The sequence below is a fragment of the Rhodoglobus vestalii genome (assembly GCF_006788895.1).
GTDB lineage: Bacteria > Actinomycetota > Actinomycetes > Actinomycetales > Microbacteriaceae > Rhodoglobus > Rhodoglobus vestalii.
This window is the reverse complement of record NZ_VFRA01000001.1, coordinates 161081-177372: the sequence shown is the minus strand read 5'-3', so window position 1 is coordinate 177372 and position 16292 is coordinate 161081. Positions and strand designations below refer to the sequence as shown.

The following is a 16292-nucleotide window of genomic DNA, read 5'->3' as shown; positions in this document are numbered from 1 at the left end:
GTGCCCGCTGTTAGGAGTGCATGCTCTTGCTGAGGTAGTCGATACGGGTCTGCAACTGAGTTACTGTCGCCTGCGCCACAGCGGGACCACCACACACACGGCGGAGTTCGGCGTGGATGAGCCCGTGTGGTTCGTTCTGAAGCTTTGCGCGGCGGCCTACCAAGTTATTAAGCAGTGTTCGCTGTTCTTTAAGCGTGCGGTACAGCGGCTGTGGCTGGTCGGCCTTCGGCCTGCCTTCAGCGCGACGGGACTGACGCTTCTGGCGCTGCAACAACAATTCGCGCACCTGTTCGGGCTCCAAGATGCCGGGCAGGCCAATGAAATCAAGTTCCTCATCGCTGCCCGTTTCGGCGGCAAAGCCGAACTCATTGCCGTCAAAGAGCACCCGATCAAAGTTTGCATCTGACTCGAGGGCCTGCCAGATGAATTCATCGGCCAGTTCGTCGCTGGTTTTCTCTTCACGATTCTCACTATCGAGCAGGTTGTCGTCCAGAAGCTCATCCTCGGCGCTCTCACGATCAAGTGCATGATCACGTTCCTGTTCAAGCTTCTCGGCAAGAAGCATCAGCGACGGCACACTGGGCAAAAAGATCGAGGCTGTTTCACCACGACGACGCACCCGTACAAAACGACCAACTGCTTGCGCGAAATACAGCGGTGTGGATGCCGAGGTTGCGTACACACCGACGGCGAGTCGGGGAACGTCTACACCCTCTGACACCATCCGCACGGCCACCATCCACCGGCTGTCATCCGTGGCAAACTTCTCGATGCGCGCCGACGATTCTTTCTCGTCAGAGAGCACGATCGTTGCCGACTCCCCCGTAATTTCTTTGATGAGAGCGGCATATGCTCGGGCGGCCAGCTGATCGGTGGCGATAACGAGTCCGCCGGCATCCGGGATGGAATGCCGCACCTCGCTGAGTCGACGGTCGGCAGCTCTGAGTACTGACGGCATCCATTCGCCCTGTGGGTCCAGTGCTGTTCGCCACGCCTGTGAGGTGACGTCTTTGGTGTCGCCCTCACCGAGGCGCGCCTCCATTTCGTCGCCCATTTTTGTGCGCCAGCGCATCTTGCCCGCGTAGACCATAAACATGACGGGGCGAACGACGCCGTCGGAGAGCGCGCGACCGTAGCCATAGCTGTAGTCAGTGACCGAGGTGCGGATGCCCTCGCTGTCGGGAGCGTAAGTGACGAACGGTATCGGAGCGGTGTCGCTGCGAAACGGGGTCCCGGTGAGCGAAAGCCGACGTGTTGCGCGACCGAAAGCTTGATGAATTGCGTCACCCCAACTGAGGGAATCTCCCCCGTGGTGAACTTCATCGAGAATTACGAGCGTGCGGGCCGAATCAGTGATTTTTTGGTGAAGAGCCGCCTTCATAGCGACCTGCGCATAGGTGACGGCAAGGCCGTTAAATCGACGGCCTCCCCAGGCGTCACCGTTCGAGAATCCTGGGTTAAGTCGCAGTCCGACCCGCGCTGCCGCGTCGGCCCACTGTCGTTTGAGGTGGTCGGTGGGGGCGACGACCGTTACCCGATCGACGACACGTCGGGCAATAAGCTCCACCGCGAGACGCAGGGCGAACGTAGTTTTGCCCGCACCGGGGGTAGCGGCGGCGAGAAAGTCTTGTGGCTCCCGTTCGAAGTACAGGTCGAGGGCTTCAGCCTGCCAGGCACGCAGTTTAGCGGCGGTCCCTCTGGCTGCTCGCTCCGGATACGACGGTGAGAGATGTTCTGCCGCAAACGTGCCCACGGTGGGGCTAGGCAATGGAGTACTCACTTGATAAGACTTTACCGTTTCTCACTGACAGTGTCGGTTCGGGGGCGGAGTTTCGTAGCGGTGGCGTAGCTGAGCTGCGCCACCTAGTCGCGCTGTCCTAATCGTGGTCGCTCGGAACGTTCCGCACCCAACAGGCGCGCCGGACCGATTGCGCCCCGGCCGAAGCGTGCCGACGCTGCCTCCATCGCCTCTTCGGCGTCTCGCCAGCCATCGGTCGTGTCCCACAGACTTATCATCGTGCCGCCGGGCTCCACGAGTTGTTCGCCCCGCACCCCGACCAGGCGTACTGGGCGACCTTCTGCCACAAAATCGTCGTAGATTGCTCGCACAGTTTCGTACAGGGTGCGGCCAAGATCGGTGGGCTCGGGAAGTGTGCGTGAACGGGTCACCGTGCTGAAGTCTTCGAACCGTAATTTCAGAACCACGGTGCGAGCGAGCATGCTGGCGGCCCGCAGCCGGATCGCAACTTTCGCTGAGAGTCTTAACAACTCCCGGCGAATCTCGTCGGAGTCAAGAACATCGTACTCGAAGGTCGTCTCGTGCCCCATACTTTTCTCAGCCGGACGCTCGTGAACCTCGCGCGGGTCGTTGCCCCACGCCAAATTATGAAGCTTGACGGCCCCGGCTTCCCCCACCGCTCGAGTCAAAGTGGTGCGATCGGCATGGGCAATATCGGCGATCGTGGAGAAACCTCTCTGTTGGAGGGTTTCGGCAGTTTTGCCGCCGACTCCCCACAGCGCCGATATCGGCAGGGGGTGAAGAAATTCGGTGGTCTTATCAGCGGGTATTACCAGCAGCCCATCTGGCTTTGACAGGCCCGAGGCAACCTTGGCTACATATTTGGATGCTGCAGCACCCACTGAGCACACCAAACCAGTCTCGGCGAGCACCCGCGCGCGCAGAAGCGTTGCCACCTGCATGGGCGAGCCATAGATAGCGCGGGCGCCAGCGACATCCAGAAATGCCTCATCAATGCCGAGCCGCTCAACCTTGGGGGTGAGTTCATCACAGATCTCAAATACTCTGGTCGAGAAGTACTGGTAGCGCTCGAAGTGGGGTTCGAGCACGATTGCTCGTGGGCAACGGCGGAGTGCCAGCGCCATCGGCATGGCTGAGTTCACGCCATACTTACGTGCTTCGTAGGTGGCCGCGGTCACCACGGAGCGCGTTGAATTGTGGCCAACGATTACCGGTTTGCCCACGAGCTCAGGATGATCGAGAAGTTCGACCGAGGCGAAGAAGGCGTCCATGTCGACGTGCAGGATGGTGGCGGTACTGTCGTCGACGTCTGGTGCGGAAACATACCGCGTCAGCCCGTCTTGTTTACCCATGCCCTTATTGTCTCAGGTGCCTCCGACGTTAGAGACGCCGGCACCCGCGTTAATAGCAAAGGGCGACCCACCGAAGTGCGCCGCCCTTATTGCCGCAAAGGAGTTATCGTTTTGATCCTCGTGTGACCAGTCCGTAGATGAACAGGACGAGAACTGCGCCGCCGATTGCGACTAACCAGGTTTCGATGGAGAAGAAGTTTTTGAGGCCTACGTCGAAGAGCTCGCCTCCGATAAATCCACCGACAAGTGCTCCAACGACACCGAGGAGGAGTGTTGCGATCCAACCGCCAGCTTGGCGTCCAGGCAAGATTGCCTTAGCGATGGCTCCGGCGATTAGTCCCAGTACAATCCAACCAATGATTCCCGTTGTGTGTTCTCCAAACGGTTGATAAGAGGTTTCCTGTGTGAAAACCGTTAATTATATGATCACGTAACCCGTACAGGGGTCAAAGACATTCAGGTTTCTTACAGCAAACGCTCGGGTTGGTTAGACTGCAAATCTGAGGCAAGCTAGGCAAATGCAAGAACTTTATCCGTGGACCCGATATGTAGCGATCGGTGACTCATTTACCGAGGGAATTGGCGACCCCGAGCCCGACTCCCCCGGCGGAAACCGAGGCTGGGCGGATCGCGTTGCAGAGGTTCTCGGTCATTCCACAGAGGGCTTCGCTTATGCAAACCTAGCCATCCGTGGACGGCTGTTAAGCCAGGTGCACAGCGAGCAGCTTGAGCCGGCTCTGGAGCTGAGGCCCGATCTCATTAGCGTCTCGGCGGGAGGCAATGACATCATCCGTCCCGGCTCGAACCCTGACGAGGTCGCCCACCGGGTCGAGGCGCTTGTGGCAGAACTGCGCAGGGACGATGCGACCGTTGTTCTGTTTACCGGACCTGATATCGGCATGACACCGGTGCTTAACCGAATGCGCGGCAAGGTAGCGATCTATAACGAAAATATCCGCGCGATTGCGCAACGCCACGATGCGGTGGTCGCTGACATGTGGTCGTTGCGAGAATTGTCCGATTCACGCATGTGGGCACCGGATCGCCTCCACTTCTCGGCGATCGGCCACCACACCGTTGCCCGCATGGTGCTGAAGTCCTTGAACGTTTCCAACGAGCTCGAACCTTTTCGGCCCGAACCTTTACCGCCCCGTCGCTGGCGGGAGGCGAGGGTTGAAGACATCGGCTGGGCTCGTGAGCACCTCATGCCTTGGGTACTTCGCCGAGTTCGCCATCAGTCATCCGGTGATAACGTTTCGCCGAAACGCCCGGGGTTCTGAGTACGACAGCAAACGCTGAAGGGCCCCCACCAGATCTGGTGGGGGCCCTTCAGCGTTGATTACCAACGGTTGTTAGCCGGCGTAGCCCGCGCGTCCTGCCGCTGGGCAATCGAAGGGATCGCCATCAGCGCCGAGACCGACTTCGTTGAGGTGACGAATCACGATGCCGTACGACGTGAAAAGACTTACTTCGGTGTACTTGATGTTCTTCGTCTTGCAATATTCCTTGACCATTTCGGCTGCACGACGCAAATGAGGTCGCGGCATGGTCGGGAACAGGTGGTGCTCGATCTGGTAGTTGAGGCCACCCATGAAATGGTTCATGAAATGACCGCTGCGGATGTTGCGACTCGTGAGCACCTGGCGACGAAGGTAATCGACCTTCGAGTCCTTCGGCAGCATCGGCATTCCCTTGTGGTTGGGAGCGAAGGAAGCACCCATGTAGAGGCCGAAGACACCCATCTGAACGGCAAGGAAGGCGAATCCCATTCCTACGGGCAAGAACGTGAAGACAACGGCGAGATAGCCCACATTTCGTAGCAGCAGGAGCACGATTTCTAGTGAACGCTTCTCAACCTTCTTCTTCGGGTTGAAGACCTCTTGGAACGCGTGCGAATGAAGGTTGAAGCCCTCTAGGAGAAGAGCGGGAAAAAATAGGTAGCCCTGGCGGTGGGCCATGAACTTAGTGATTCCTTTAAGACCCGTTGCCTTGTCCTTCTGAAAAATAATGAAGTCGGTTTCGATGTCGGGGTCTTTATCGACGGTGTTGGGGTTTGCGTGGTGACGCGAGTGCTTGTTCATCCACCAGGCGTAGCTAATGCCAACGACGAGATCCGCCAGAATGCGGCCAAGGGTGTCGTTGAGCTTGCTTGAATCAAACACCTGACGGTGAGCCAACTCGTGAGTGATGAAGGCGTACTGAGTAAAAAGGACACCCATGGCTGCGGCAATGAGCAGCACGTACCAGGTTCCCGCGAGCAACGCGAAGCCAAACCATGCTGCGGTCATGGCGAGGGTAATAGCCACGAAGGTGATGACGTAAAAACTTCGACTGCGTCGGAGAAGGCCAGCTTCACGAACGGTGCGCAGCAGTGCAGCAAATTCACTAATGGGATTGCCGATGCCGCGCGGACCAGTTTTGATCACACGTGCGGAATCGGCCGAGAGGGAACTGCTCACGGGGCCTCAGAACTTTTGAATGACTTCCCAGCCATGTCAAACTCGAGCGGCTGCTCTGGATGCGATCCACCCTATCGCGAGAGGCTGGGAGCCCCGTGTCTATTAAGGCTCTAAAACAAACTCTGTGGGTTTGTGAGTCTCCACCAAGGCCCAGGGTCACCAATTTCGTCACTAAACTCCAGCGGAATTTTCAGTGAGTCCGTGCCGATGCGAACGCGAACAACGCCCGCGCTATCACCGGCTTCGGTCAGAGAAACCGGATCGGCATCCACCGTCACTGTGATGGTGTCCTCCCCCCACACCACACGGGTTACCGTTTCAGAAACTACTGCGCTGGTATCGTCGCCCCACGGCGTGTCGTACTCCGCAAACTCCTCTCCGGCACTGGCAAGAGTCACCGTCGAATAGCCAGCGATCGCATCCGCAATGAGTGATCGGATCGCACGTGCGATCGCCGGATGATCGGGCCCACCAACCACAGCCCCGACGAGAGTTTTCATCTCGCCACCAACTTCGACATCGGTGGAGAAGAGAAGGCATGCCCAATCGTCATCGAGCGTGCCCGTCTTGATACCGTCAACGCCGTCAATTCCCAGCAATTGGTTGCGATTACTCACTGTTCCTAGGCCGGGAACTTCTGCCGACGGTGTTGACACAATTGCGGCGACGACCGGGCTATCGACGACAAGGCGAGCAAGTTTTGTCAGATCTCGGGCTGTACTTCGGTTGGTTTCTTGAATTCCGGATGCCTCAGTCAGTACCGTATCGTCGAGTTCGTTGGCGCTCAGCCACGCGTTCGCCGCAGCCACAAATACCTCGTCGGAACCGTAAGCCCACCGCGCGAGGGACTGGGCGTAGTTGTTGGCAGAGGCGAGCAGTACGACGTTCATGACATCGCGCTGCGACAGAGTTTGTCCGTCAAAAACCGGCCACACGAGGCCGAACCGCGCCTGTTGTGTGGAGTAGTAGTCGAGATCGGCTGGCCCGAACGTGATCGTGGGGCCCGCTTCATCCACCCCTAGCGGCTTCGCGTCGAGCACCACAAGAGCCGTGATGACCTTGGTGATCGAAGCGATAGGGAGGGCCTCCTCGCTGCCGGCGTGAGCCAACACACCTGGCCGTTCGATAGCGGCGATCGCTGAAGCTCCGTAGTTCGGAAAAGCGAGTTGCGGCGCTGGGAGTTGCGGCGCCACTGGCGTAATAACAGTTGCCGCCACTTCGCCGAGCGGTGCCAGTAGCGTCAGCGGAAGGTAGAAGGTCGCGGCCAGTGCTACCCCGACCCCCGCGAACACGGCGATGCGTCGACGACGAAAGATTTGGCGTTGAGTCAGCGGCACCGCATAACGCTAACAGTTTGATCGTCGCCAAGCGGCTAACGAACACGAAGGGTGTACATACCAACCGCACTCGCCGCTGCCACATTTAGCGAGTCAACGCCGTGCATCATCGGTATTCTCACGACGCTATCAGCCACGTCAATCGTTTGACTCGAGAGCCCGTCACCCTCCGTTCCGAGAATGAGGGCAACGCGTTCCGGAGCCTGTGCCGCGAACGTGTCGAGATCGACGGAGTCATCACTCAGTGCGAGCGCTGCGAGGTGAAAACCGGCCGCTTTCAGCTGCTGGGCGTCCGCCGGCCAGTGCGGAATCCTCGTCCAAGGCACCTGAAGAACGGTGCCCATACTCACGCGAACACTGCGCCGGTAGAGCGGATCGGCGCAGCGCGGACTGATCAGAACAGCATCTGCTCCAAGCGCAGCAGCGGAACGGAACACCGCACCCACATTTGTGTGATCAACAATGTCCTCCAGGATCACGATCCGACGAGCATCCTCTATCAGCTCCGAAACCGGGCGCAATGGTGGTCGATGCATCGATGCCAGTGCCCCACGGTGAAGGTTGAACCCCGTGAGCTGTTCAAGCAATCCTGATTCCCCCACATACACGGGAGTGTCGCTTGACCCTAATAACTCTGCGACATTATCGAGCCACTGTTCGAGCACAAGAACGGCCCGCGGAACGTGTCCAGCCCGAAGAGCCCGGGCAATAACTTTCGAGGACTCCGCAATGTACAGACCGCCCTCCGGCTCGGTGCGCCGCCTCAGGGCCACATCGGTGAGGTTAGCGAAGTCGCTCAATCGCGGATCGGAGAGATCGGTCACCCGAAAGACATTCACCATGTTTTCCCAAATTCATCAATTCATGGACACAAGCACGCACTCGGCAATTGTGCTGCCGACAGTGTCTACGCTTAAGGAGTGCAGACACCCAACAACGGCAGTGAACTCGACCGTGCTGCAGAGCTCCTCGACGGCAAGCTCATCAGTGTGCTGACCGGTGCTGGGATCAGCACCGACTCCGGCATACCTGATTATCGCGGGGAGGGTGCATCAGTGCGTAATCCTATGACGTTTCAACAGTTTCAGAGCAGTGAAAGCTTCCGTCAACGGTACTGGGCTGGCAGCCACCTGGGGTGGAAAAGATTTGCGGCCTCCGCACCGAATGGTGGACATAGCGCACTGGCCGAATTCGAGCGGCGTGGACTGAGCAACGGGATCATTACTCAGAACGTTGACGGGCTGCACTTGAGGGCAGGATCCAAGCGTGTCGTGGATGTGCACGGCAGCATCGACCGAGCCCGGTGCCTTCAGTGCGGCCAATATTTCGCCCGCACCCCACTGGCTCACAAGATCGCTGCACTGAATCCCTGGCTCGAAGAGTCTGATTCGCACACGCTCAATCCCGATGGCGATGCAGAAGTTCACGATATCGACTCGTTTGTGATCCCCGAATGCACGGTGTGCGCCGGCATGCTGAAGCCGGATGTCGTGTTCTTTGGCGAATTTGTACCAACCCGAAAATTTCAACTCGCTTCGTCACTCGTGGATCAATCGGAAGCACTCATCGTTGCAGGCTCATCGCTCGTGGTGAACTCTGGCATCCGCCTCGTTGAACGAGCGCTGCGCAAGAATATACCGCTGATCATCATTAACCGTGGCGAAACGAAGGCTGATCGGCGGGCCGACCTTAAGCTTGACGGTGGAGCATCCGCAATTTTGGAAGGGTTGCTCGATCGTCTTCCCCGCTGATCGAATGGAGCTGTGTGTTCATTTACCTGGTGCGTCACGGTGAAACCGATTGGAACCGTGAACGACGTGTTCAGGGTTCCACCGACATCCCACTCAATGAGACCGGGCGTGAACAAGCGGCAAACACTGGCAGGTTACTTGCGCGTCGACACTGGGACGGGATCTTCACAAGCCCGCTCTCCCGCGCACGGCAGACGGCTGAGATCATCGCGGCAGAAGTCGGGCTGTCGGCACCAATCGCTGTTCCCGCGCTCGCAGAGCGCAACTACGGTGAAGCCGAGGGACGCACGGGCACTGAGCTTGACGCTCTTTATCCCGGCAATATAAACGTTCCGGGTCGTGAATCCCGCGATTCAGTGGTCGCGCGCGTGGTGCCGGCACTGGTGGAACTAGCCGAAGCGCACCATGGGGAGTTCATAATCGTCGTGGTCCACGGTGGGGTTATTGCCTCGGTTTTAGCGGCAGTGTCGCCCGAAAGGCCGCGAGCTCCAATCGTCAATGGCTCGGTGCATAGCTTTCGCCATGATGATGGGGCACTCCAACTGATCAATTTTGATGACCCAATCGAAGTGGAGTCAGAGATCACGGGTGCTGCGACCTTCGATGCTCAGAATCCCATCGCGCATCGAGAAGCGTCTGGTCTTTAGCCTCTCGGCGCCGCGCGAGTCGCGGCTACCTTCTGGCGCGAGATTTGCGGCGCTCTACGACGGCATCCGTGAGCACGTCCAATAGTCCGGCGGCACCCTTCGCCCAAGTGAATTCCTCGGATCGGGTGCGTGCGGCTGTTGAGCGCGACTGCCACACTGCGGGATCTGCGAGTGTTTTCACCTCACGGGCAAGTGCGGCGGGATCATCCGGATCGAAAAATCCCCCCGCAGGGCCTGATATTTCTCGAAAAATCGGGATGTCACTCAGCAACACCGGAGTGCCCAGCACCATCGCCTCAACCTGCGGAAGACCGAACCCTTCATCGCGCGATGCGCTCACCAGCGCGGTCGCCCGTGACAGAGTTTCGGTGTACACCTCATCGCTGGCTCCATCGTGAAAGATCAGGCTTGACTCGGGTGCCAGCGCGGTCAATCGAGCCCTCACCGCATCATCGGCTCGACTCATAAGGTGCAGCGTATAACCGGGGAGATCATGAAGCGCTCGCGCGATCAACTCAACGTTCTTATAGGGCATATAGGAGCCCATGTACACGAGTTCGCGCGACGTGGGCACCGTGCGAACGGTGTACCGAGCTGGGCTGTCGGTGCCCAGACTGACCACGGAGATCGGCTTCGTCGTCAGCCGATGCTCGCGCATTTGATCGCGAGTCGTATGCGCGTCAGTGACATGCGCATCAGCCCTGTTGAGCAGCCCACGCTGGAATGCCCACGTGAGGTGGTAGATGCGCCACATCACTCGAACTGCCCACGGAAGGTTGTGAGGAGGCGCGGGATGCTTGTAATAGATGAGATCGTGCACGGTAGTAACGAGAGCGTATTTGCGCCCGTACGGCCCCATGGTTTGCATGGGGGTGAACACGACGTCGGGATTGAGCTTATTCACCTGAAACGCAACGAAAGGCTCACTGGCAGCGGTTGGCGACGTTGCCAGCTCCCAGGGGAGGTCAGGCAGCAGGTCAAGTTGTCGCCTATCAGAAATGAGCATGGTCACCGGGTGCAGTTTGCTCAGTTCTTCGACGAGCCGCGATCCATAGCGGCTAATGCCATCGTGTCTGCCGATGCGTGTGTAGCGGCAATCAAAAACGATCTTCATGTGGCCGGCTCCGTAACGGTCCCCGCGTTGAGGAACCCGACTATTAGCTCGGCCGCTTCTCGCGGCCGTTCATAGTGAATCAGATGCCCGACGTTGTCGAAAAGTTCGAGTCTGGCTTGGGCGAAAAGAGCGACGAGACGCTGCTGCGCCGGCACCGGGCTGATCGGATCGTTTCGTGCCCCGATGAGCAGCGTCGGCACGGCAATCTGCTCGGCGAACATGCTCACATCCGACCCAATGGATGCTTCGAAACCCTCAAGGAGACTATCCCGGTTCGCGTAGCTACTGAAATGTGCATGGTGCTGTTGATGAATCCAGCGGCGAAGCTCAGAATCGTGAGTTTTCACCATTGCAAGGCTCATCACCCGCACCACAAGCCAGTTGCTCAGCAGCGGTGCGCCAAGTGCATGGGGAAGCGCTCGCGCAAGTCGGTAAAACCCGAGGGTGATTTTGCTGAGGATCGCATTGGGGCCCGCGAGTGCCGGAGCGGCGATCGGGTTGACCAGGATGATCTGGGGCGTAGAGAGCCCGCCGGCAATGGCTGCCGAAACCACAATTGACCCAAAGGAGTGGCCGAGCAAGACTGCGCGACCGCTGAGCCCCAACGCCCCCACGAATGCTTGCAACCACATCGCGTACCCGCTGATGTCGTGCGCGTGGCCGTTGAGAGGCGCAGATTCACCGAATCCCGGAATATCAGGACTAACGATGCGGATGCCGCGGATATGTGCACACACCGCGTCGAGGCCGTGGTGGTCGCCTCGAAACCCGTGAACAAGCACGAGCACTGTTTCCGCTTCGGCGGGACCGTATTCCCAGTACTGCGTTGGGGCCCCGAGAACGTCAATGGTTGAACGTCTCGCCGGGTTGTCCGTGAGCAGTGCTCCGTACGGGGATGCGGGTCTCATTCGGTCAATTCTAGGCAGTCATTTCCCTGTTGCTGACATCCGTCTGGCCGCGTTGCGGACGCGCGGTTCTTACTCGACAGTGTCCGCGAGCCGCGTTACGGCTGTCAGTGCGTCGGCCTACGCTAAGTTCATGGGCATCTCGGGCACGTTAGCAACTTTCGATCTTGAAACTACCGGCGTCGACGTCGAAACTAGCCGCATTGTTTCTGCGTGTATTGCATTCGTCGATCCGTCGGGTGCAGTCGTATCGCGTTGGGATTGGCTGGCCGACCCTGGGGTGGAGATTCCGGCGGGGGCAGCAGCTATTCATGGGATATCGACCGAACGAGCTCGTGCTGAGGGTCGCCAAGCCGCGATTGTTGTGGCAGAAATTGTGCAAACCCTCAAGGTAACCTGTGCCCTTGGTATGCCGTTGGTCGTTTATAACGCACCCTACGATCTTTCGCTCCTTGATCGGGAATGCCGCAGGCACTCGATTAATAGCCTTGTGGAGCCTTACGTCGTAATTGACCCCCTGGTGATTGACAAGGCTGTTGATCGTTATCGCCGCGGGAAGCGGACTCTTGAGGTGACGGCAGGCCTCTACGGCGTGTCCCTTGATGACGCCCACGATGCAGGCTCTGATGCAATTGCTGCCGCCCGGGTGGCCCATGCGCTTGTGGCGAAGTACACCGACGAGCTCAGCATTCCATTCGCCGAGCTCCATGATCGCCAACGGCAGTGGTACGCCGACCAGGCGGCCAGCTTTCAGGACTACATGAGGTCATCGAAAGGCGATCACAACTTTGTCGCAAACAGTGAATGGCCCGTGCGATCGTTTCCTCAGTAGCGGGTTAATGAGTGATGGCGACCGGGCAACCGGTCGCCATCACTAAAAAAGTGGTTGTTGCTAGTTGCCGAAGCCCTTGTAACGGTTCTTGAACTTCTCTACGCGACCAGCAGAGTCCATGATGCGCTGCTTACCCGTGTAGAACGGGTGTGACTCAGAAGAAATCTCGACGTCGATCACCGGGTAGGTATTGCCATCTTCCCACTCGATCGTCTTCTGGCTCGTCACCGTTGAACGAGTAAGGAACGTGGTGCCCGACGCGAGGTCGCGAAAAACGATGGGCATGTACGTGGGGTGAGTCTCGGACTTCATTGGATTTCCCTGGGTTCTGGAGTAAAAAAGACAAAGGCGGTCACGCGGACCGACACACAAGCCTAGCAGAGGTTCACGCGGCTCGTGCAGTGTAGCGACCCGCGTTCTTGCTGATCACTAGTTCCAGCCCAAAAGCCTCGCTCAAATTTTCTGAGGTTACGACTTCGTCGATCATGCCGGCGCTGTGCACGGTGCCCTTTGTCATCACCAGCGCGTGCGTAAACCCGGGCGGAATCTCTTCTACATGGTGAGTGACCATGACAATTGCCGGGGCGCTCTCCGACTGCGCATACCCACTCAGCAACTGAACAAGCTCCTCTCGAGCCCCGAGGTCGAGACTTGCCGCCGGCTCATCCAGCAACAAGAGTTCTGGGTCGGTCATGACTGAACGAGCAATCTGAACGCGCTTCTGTTCACCGTCGCTGAGATCCCCGAATCGACGTTCCTCTAGAGGTAAGAGGCTCCACTCTGCGAGCACACGACGCGCGCGACGCAGGTCAACCTTCTCGTACTGCTCGTTCCAGCGGCCAGTAACCGAATATGCCGCGGTAAGAACAACGTCGATGACCCTCTCGTTGTTCGGCACTCGGCGGGCAAGTGCTGTAGAAGAAAACCCGATCCTCGGTCGAACGTCGAAAACATCGGCCGAACCAAGTGTGCTCTCAAGCACAACAACCTCACCGGAACTGGGGTGGATCTGTGCCGCCGCTAACTGCAACAGCGTTGTCTTGCCTGCGCCGTTGGGGCCCAAGATAACCCACCGATCCGATGCTTGCGCGCTCCACGAAATCGAGTCGAGAATCGTGGAACCGTTGCGAGTAACGGATACGTCGGTAAAGGTGAGAACACTAGCCATGATCACCTATCCTATTCGCTCAAGCCACAGCGCGTGTGCTCCCTTTGACGACCCCGATAGCTTGAGGACCCCGATAGTCTGGCGTGTGGCGTGGTGTGATGTGGATTGACCACGGTAGTCGCCGTCACAGGAAAGGTTATGCCGTTGTCAACGTTCCTCGTTGTGCTCGATGTTGATTCCACTCTGATCGAGAACGAAGCAATTGAGTTGCTTGCGGCTCACGCGGGCTCTGAACCCGAAGTCGCCGAGATCACCGCTAAGGCAATGAATGGCGAGCTCGACTTCGAGCAGAGCTTGCGCGCGCGGGTCGCAACACTTGAAGGCCTTCCCGAAAGGGTTTTGGGCGAGAGTGGGCGCCAGATCCGCGTGACGCGCGGAGCGGAAGAAATGATTGCCACCGTCGTCGCAGCCGGCGGGCGTGTCGGTGCCGTGTCCGGCGGGTTTCACGAACTCCTCGATCCCGTGGCCCGCAAACTCGGGTTGAGTTACGCCCGAGCCAATCGACTCGAGGTCGTCAATGGGATACTGACGGGCAAGCTGATCGGAGCCATCATCGATTCCCGGGCCAAGGCTGATGCGCTTCGCGAGTGGGCCAACGACTCCGGCACTCCCCTGTCTGGCACTATCGCCGTGGGTGACGGTGCCAACGACCTGCTCATGATGAAAGCAGCCGCGCTCTCGGTCGGAATAACCGCTAAACCGATCGTTCGAGCCAACGCTGATGTACACATCGACACGCGAGACTTGAGCGCCCTGTTGCCGTTGCTCGGGCTTCGGGGCTAGCGAGCTGAGGGTCAGTGGCCCATCCCGAGACCGCCGTCAACGGGGATTACGGCACCGGAAATGTAGGCGGCATCGTCACTCGCCAGCCACACTATTGCCTTCGCGACTTCCGCGGGCTGCGCAAACCGACTGGCGGGGATTTGCTTGAGGTATGCATTCTGTTGCTCGGCGGGGAGGGCAGCGGTCATGTCGGTCTCTATGAAGCCGGGGGCGACGACGTTTGCCGTGATACCGCGACTCCCCAGCTCGCGGGTGAGCGAACGGGCTAGTCCAATGAGACCACTCTTCGAAGCGGAGTAGTTGACCTGCCCGGCAGATCCAAGGAGGCCAACAACGCTCGAGACCAAAATTATGCGGCCGAAGCGCGCCTTCATCATGCCTTTCGACGCCCTCTTGACAACACGGAAAGCGCCGGAAAGATTGGTATCGACCACTTGCGTGAAATCATCGTCGCTCATTCGCATAAGCAACATGTCTCGGGTAATTCCTGCGTTTGCCACAACAACTTCAATGGGCCCAAGCTTGGACTCGACCTCCGTAAAAGCGGCATCGACGCTGACTGGTTCGGTGACGTCCGCGATAACTGTGAGGGTGCCTTCTGGACCGGAACCCGAGCGCGCAGTGACGGCGACCTTATACCCCTGCGCCACAAACTCTTCCGCGATGGCCCGGCCAATACCGCGGTTGCCTCCGGTGACTAAAACGATCCGTGATTCGGGTGCTGTGCGACTCATAGTTCCCAGCATATAGTCGTAAACAGCGGCGTAGTCTTTAGTGAAACGATCCCTAGGCGACCTGAGAAAGCCCATGAATAGTCCTGAGTCCATCACGTCTCTCCCCGAACGGCCTCAAGATGAGCGCCGCCGGCGTGAAGTCAACTACCTGATCGCGATGAGCATCCGTGTTATCTGTGTAATCCTCTGTCTCTTCGTCACAGGGTGGTGGCTCGTGTTGCCTATCTTGGGCGCAATTGTATTGCCCTGGGTTGCGGTCGTTCTCGCGAGCGTTACGACGCAACGACCGGGCATGCTGAACGCACCGGAACAACTAGCTGTGGGCTCGATTAGCTCCCCCACTGTGCCTAGGCGCCCTGATAGGCCCAATTGGTGATTGGCGAGAGCGGTCCGGCGGCATCACGGTGCTCGCGAGCAGGCTGTTTAGCGGATGCTCGATGGAACGTCAATTGGCGCAATCCCCGCATTCATGGCCCGGATCGGGTCAAAATTTGGGTGGCGTGTGACGATCACGTTGACTATCTCAGTGAATACCTCAGAACCCGGGCATTTCCCGTGATCGTTAGTGATTGGGAAATTCCGGCCACGATCGTCCCGGACGGAAACACGCAATGAAAAAGTGGCGTTTTGCTTTCTCGCGGCGGTGGTTTGGCTATTTGGCGCTCGTTCTCGCTTTCGCGATCGGCTGCGTATTTCTCTCTCAGTGGCAGTTCGACCGCAGAGAGGAGGCTGCTACCGAGGTCGCGCGTATCAGCGAGAATTGGCAGGCCGAGCCTCAGCAGCTCGAAAGTGTTATGCCGGATCTCGAGAACTTTGATGACGATAACAAGTGGATGCCGGTCACCATCAGTGGGGAGTACCTGGCCTCCAAACAACTCCTTGTTCGCGGCCGCCCCTACTCAGGGCAACCCGGATTCGAAGTACTGGTACCGTTTCAGCTCAACAGCGGCCGTGTAATCGTGGTGGATCGCGGCTGGGTCCCAGCGGGAAACAGCCAAGATGCTCCGGATGCGGTGCCCGCTCCCCCAACAGGTCAAATCGACGCCGTGGTGCGCCTCAAACCGAGCGAGCCGACCGTTCAGGGGCGCTCCGCCCCGGATGGTCAAGTGGCGACCATACATCTACCCACCGTTGAACAGATGCTCGATAGGCCAACCTACGTTGGCGGATTTGGCCTGTTGGCGTCGGAATCGCCCGGCGTGGCTGACATGCCAATCGCCTATCCGAAACCTCTGCTCGATGAGGGTGCACACCTGTCGTACGCGTTCCAGTGGGTCGCGTTTGGGGTGCTCGCATTTATTGGGCTCGGATGGGCAATCCGGCAGGAATACCGACTGATCAATGAAGCCGATCCCGTCGAGCGGAAGCGTGCCGAAAAACGCAAGCGCAAAACCGAAGAACGCGGTCCTACCGATGCGCAAATCGAAGACGCCATTATCGACGCGTAGCTG

Annotated in this window: 18 protein-coding genes; 7 read left to right on the top strand and 11 right to left on the bottom strand. The window is 58.6% G+C overall.

Going from position 1 to position 16292, the window contains the following annotated elements:
* Positions 1 to 10: 10 nt before the first annotated feature.
* The 3 genes from FB472_RS00845 to FB472_RS00835 all read right to left on the bottom strand — a co-directional run bounded on the left by FB472_RS00845 (position 11) and on the right by FB472_RS00835 (position 3472).
* Positions 11 to 1780: a DEAD/DEAH box helicase gene (locus FB472_RS00845; RefSeq protein ID WP_141989248.1), complete on the bottom strand. Its 1770-nt coding sequence runs from the start codon at positions 1778 to 1780 to the stop codon at positions 11 to 13.
* A gap of 83 nt (positions 1781 to 1863) precedes the next feature.
* Complete coding sequence (dinB, locus tag FB472_RS00840; protein ID WP_141989247.1) at positions 1864 to 3111, bottom strand: DNA polymerase IV; 1248 nt, start codon at positions 3109 to 3111, stop codon at positions 1864 to 1866.
* Between the two features lie 103 nt (positions 3112 to 3214).
* Positions 3215 to 3472: a GlsB/YeaQ/YmgE family stress response membrane protein gene (locus FB472_RS00835; protein ID WP_141989246.1), complete on the bottom strand. Its 258-nt coding sequence runs from the start codon at positions 3470 to 3472 to the stop codon at positions 3215 to 3217.
* 157 nt (positions 3473 to 3629) lie between these two features.
* On the opposite strand from FB472_RS00835, the gene FB472_RS00830 reads away from it, so the two are divergent.
* Entirely contained in the window at positions 3630 to 4391 is a 762-nt protein-coding gene (locus FB472_RS00830; protein WP_141989245.1) for an SGNH/GDSL hydrolase family protein, read from the top strand.
* A gap of 72 nt (positions 4392 to 4463) precedes the next feature.
* Here FB472_RS00830 and FB472_RS00825 read toward each other — a convergent pair whose 3' ends face one another.
* The 3 genes from FB472_RS00825 to FB472_RS00815 form a co-directional block, all read right to left on the bottom strand.
* On the bottom strand, positions 4464 to 5570 hold the full coding sequence (locus FB472_RS00825; protein WP_141989244.1) for a fatty acid desaturase family protein: 1107 nt from the start codon (positions 5568 to 5570) through the stop codon (positions 4464 to 4466).
* A 110-nt stretch (positions 5571 to 5680) separates the two neighbouring features.
* The gene (locus FB472_RS00820; protein WP_141989243.1) at positions 5681 to 6907 is read right to left on the bottom strand and encodes a D-alanyl-D-alanine carboxypeptidase family protein; all 1227 of its coding nucleotides are present in this window, start codon (positions 6905 to 6907) and stop codon (positions 5681 to 5683) included.
* A gap of 35 nt (positions 6908 to 6942) precedes the next feature.
* The gene (locus FB472_RS00815; RefSeq protein WP_141991396.1) at positions 6943 to 7746 is read right to left on the bottom strand and encodes a TrmH family RNA methyltransferase; all 804 of its coding nucleotides are present in this window, start codon (positions 7744 to 7746) and stop codon (positions 6943 to 6945) included.
* Between the two features lie 81 nt (positions 7747 to 7827).
* Between FB472_RS00815 and FB472_RS00810 the strand changes: the two genes are divergently transcribed.
* Together FB472_RS00810 and FB472_RS00805 are read left to right on the top strand one after the other, a co-directional pair.
* The gene (locus FB472_RS00810) at positions 7828 to 8658 is read left to right on the top strand and encodes a Sir2 family NAD-dependent protein deacetylase (RefSeq protein WP_141989242.1); all 831 of its coding nucleotides are present in this window, start codon (positions 7828 to 7830) and stop codon (positions 8656 to 8658) included.
* A gap of 14 nt (positions 8659 to 8672) precedes the next feature.
* Entirely contained in the window at positions 8673 to 9305 is a 633-nt protein-coding gene (locus tag FB472_RS00805) for a histidine phosphatase family protein (RefSeq protein ID WP_141989241.1), read from the top strand.
* Positions 9306 to 9330: 25 nt separating this feature from the next.
* On the opposite strand, the gene FB472_RS00800 is transcribed toward FB472_RS00805, so the two are convergent.
* Positions 9331 to 10419, bottom strand: a complete 1089-nt coding sequence (locus tag FB472_RS00800; protein WP_141989240.1) for a glycosyltransferase family 4 protein — start codon at positions 10417 to 10419, stop codon at positions 9331 to 9333.
* The gene (locus FB472_RS00795) at positions 10416 to 11327 is read right to left on the bottom strand and encodes an alpha/beta fold hydrolase (RefSeq protein WP_141989239.1); all 912 of its coding nucleotides are present in this window, start codon (positions 11325 to 11327) and stop codon (positions 10416 to 10418) included. Before FB472_RS00795 ends, FB472_RS00800 begins: the two co-directional genes overlap by 4 nt.
* Positions 11328 to 11457: 130 nt before the next feature.
* On the opposite strand from FB472_RS00795, the gene FB472_RS00790 reads away from it, so the two are divergent.
* A complete protein-coding gene (locus FB472_RS00790) occupies positions 11458 to 12156 on the top strand; it encodes a 3'-5' exonuclease (protein WP_141989238.1) in 699 nt (232 codons plus the stop codon).
* A 60-nt stretch (positions 12157 to 12216) separates the two neighbouring features.
* Here the strand turns inward: FB472_RS00790 and FB472_RS00785 are convergent, their stop codons facing one another.
* Together FB472_RS00785 and FB472_RS00780 are read right to left on the bottom strand one after the other, a co-directional pair.
* Positions 12217 to 12468: a type B 50S ribosomal protein L31 gene (locus tag FB472_RS00785; protein WP_035898171.1), complete on the bottom strand. Its 252-nt coding sequence runs from the start codon at positions 12466 to 12468 to the stop codon at positions 12217 to 12219.
* Positions 12469 to 12541: 73 nt separating this feature from the next.
* Positions 12542 to 13324, bottom strand: a complete 783-nt coding sequence (locus FB472_RS00780) for an ABC transporter ATP-binding protein (RefSeq protein WP_141989237.1) — start codon at positions 13322 to 13324, stop codon at positions 12542 to 12544.
* Positions 13325 to 13462: 138 nt separating this feature from the next.
* Here FB472_RS00780 and serB point away from each other — a divergent pair, with 138 nt between their 5' ends.
* Complete coding sequence (gene serB / locus FB472_RS00775; protein WP_141989236.1) at positions 13463 to 14107, top strand: phosphoserine phosphatase SerB; 645 nt, start codon at positions 13463 to 13465, stop codon at positions 14105 to 14107.
* Positions 14108 to 14118: 11 nt separating this feature from the next.
* Here the strand turns inward: serB and FB472_RS00770 are convergent, their stop codons facing one another.
* Positions 14119 to 14841 carry a beta-ketoacyl-ACP reductase gene (locus FB472_RS00770; protein WP_141989235.1) on the bottom strand — a complete coding sequence of 241 codons (723 nt, stop codon included), beginning with the start codon at positions 14839 to 14841 and terminating at the stop codon, positions 14119 to 14121.
* Between the two features lie 73 nt (positions 14842 to 14914).
* Here FB472_RS00770 and FB472_RS00765 point away from each other — a divergent pair, with 73 nt between their 5' ends.
* Both FB472_RS00765 and FB472_RS00755 read left to right on the top strand, forming a co-directional pair.
* Complete coding sequence (locus FB472_RS00765; RefSeq protein ID WP_141989234.1) at positions 14915 to 15217, top strand: DUF3099 domain-containing protein; 303 nt, start codon at positions 14915 to 14917, stop codon at positions 15215 to 15217.
* 235 nt (positions 15218 to 15452) lie between these two features.
* Positions 15453 to 16289, top strand: coding sequence for an SURF1 family cytochrome oxidase biogenesis protein (locus tag FB472_RS00755; RefSeq protein WP_141989232.1), 837 nt, complete (start codon positions 15453 to 15455; stop codon positions 16287 to 16289).
* The last annotated feature ends 3 nt before the right edge of the window (positions 16290 to 16292 follow it).

Bases quoted from the DNA above. Each gene is read 5' to 3' on its own strand.
- dinB (WP_141989247.1), bottom strand. From the start codon at position 3,111: ATGGGTAAACAAGACGGGCTGACGCGGTATGTTTCCGCACCAGACGTC.
- FB472_RS00780 (WP_141989237.1), bottom strand. From the start codon at position 13,324: ATGGCTAGTGTTCTCACCTTTACCGACGTATCCGTTACTCGCAACGGT.
- FB472_RS00790 (WP_141989238.1), top strand. From the start codon at position 11,458: ATGGGCATCTCGGGCACGTTAGCAACTTTCGATCTTGAAACTACCGGC.
- FB472_RS00755 (WP_141989232.1), top strand. From the start codon at position 15,453: ATGAAAAAGTGGCGTTTTGCTTTCTCGCGGCGGTGGTTTGGCTATTTG.
- FB472_RS00830 (WP_141989245.1), top strand. From the start codon at position 3,630: ATGCAAGAACTTTATCCGTGGACCCGATATGTAGCGATCGGTGACTCA.
- FB472_RS00800 (WP_141989240.1), bottom strand. From the start codon at position 10,419: ATGAAGATCGTTTTTGATTGCCGCTACACACGCATCGGCAGACACGAT.
- FB472_RS00795 (WP_141989239.1), bottom strand. From the start codon at position 11,327: ATGAGACCCGCATCCCCGTACGGAGCACTGCTCACGGACAACCCGGCG.
- serB (WP_141989236.1), top strand. From the start codon at position 13,463: ATGCCGTTGTCAACGTTCCTCGTTGTGCTCGATGTTGATTCCACTCTG.
- FB472_RS00785 (WP_035898171.1), bottom strand. From the start codon at position 12,468: ATGAAGTCCGAGACTCACCCCACGTACATGCCCATCGTTTTTCGCGAC.
- FB472_RS00765 (WP_141989234.1), top strand. From the start codon at position 14,915: ATGAATAGTCCTGAGTCCATCACGTCTCTCCCCGAACGGCCTCAAGAT.
- FB472_RS00770 (WP_141989235.1), bottom strand. From the start codon at position 14,841: ATGAGTCGCACAGCACCCGAATCACGGATCGTTTTAGTCACCGGAGGC.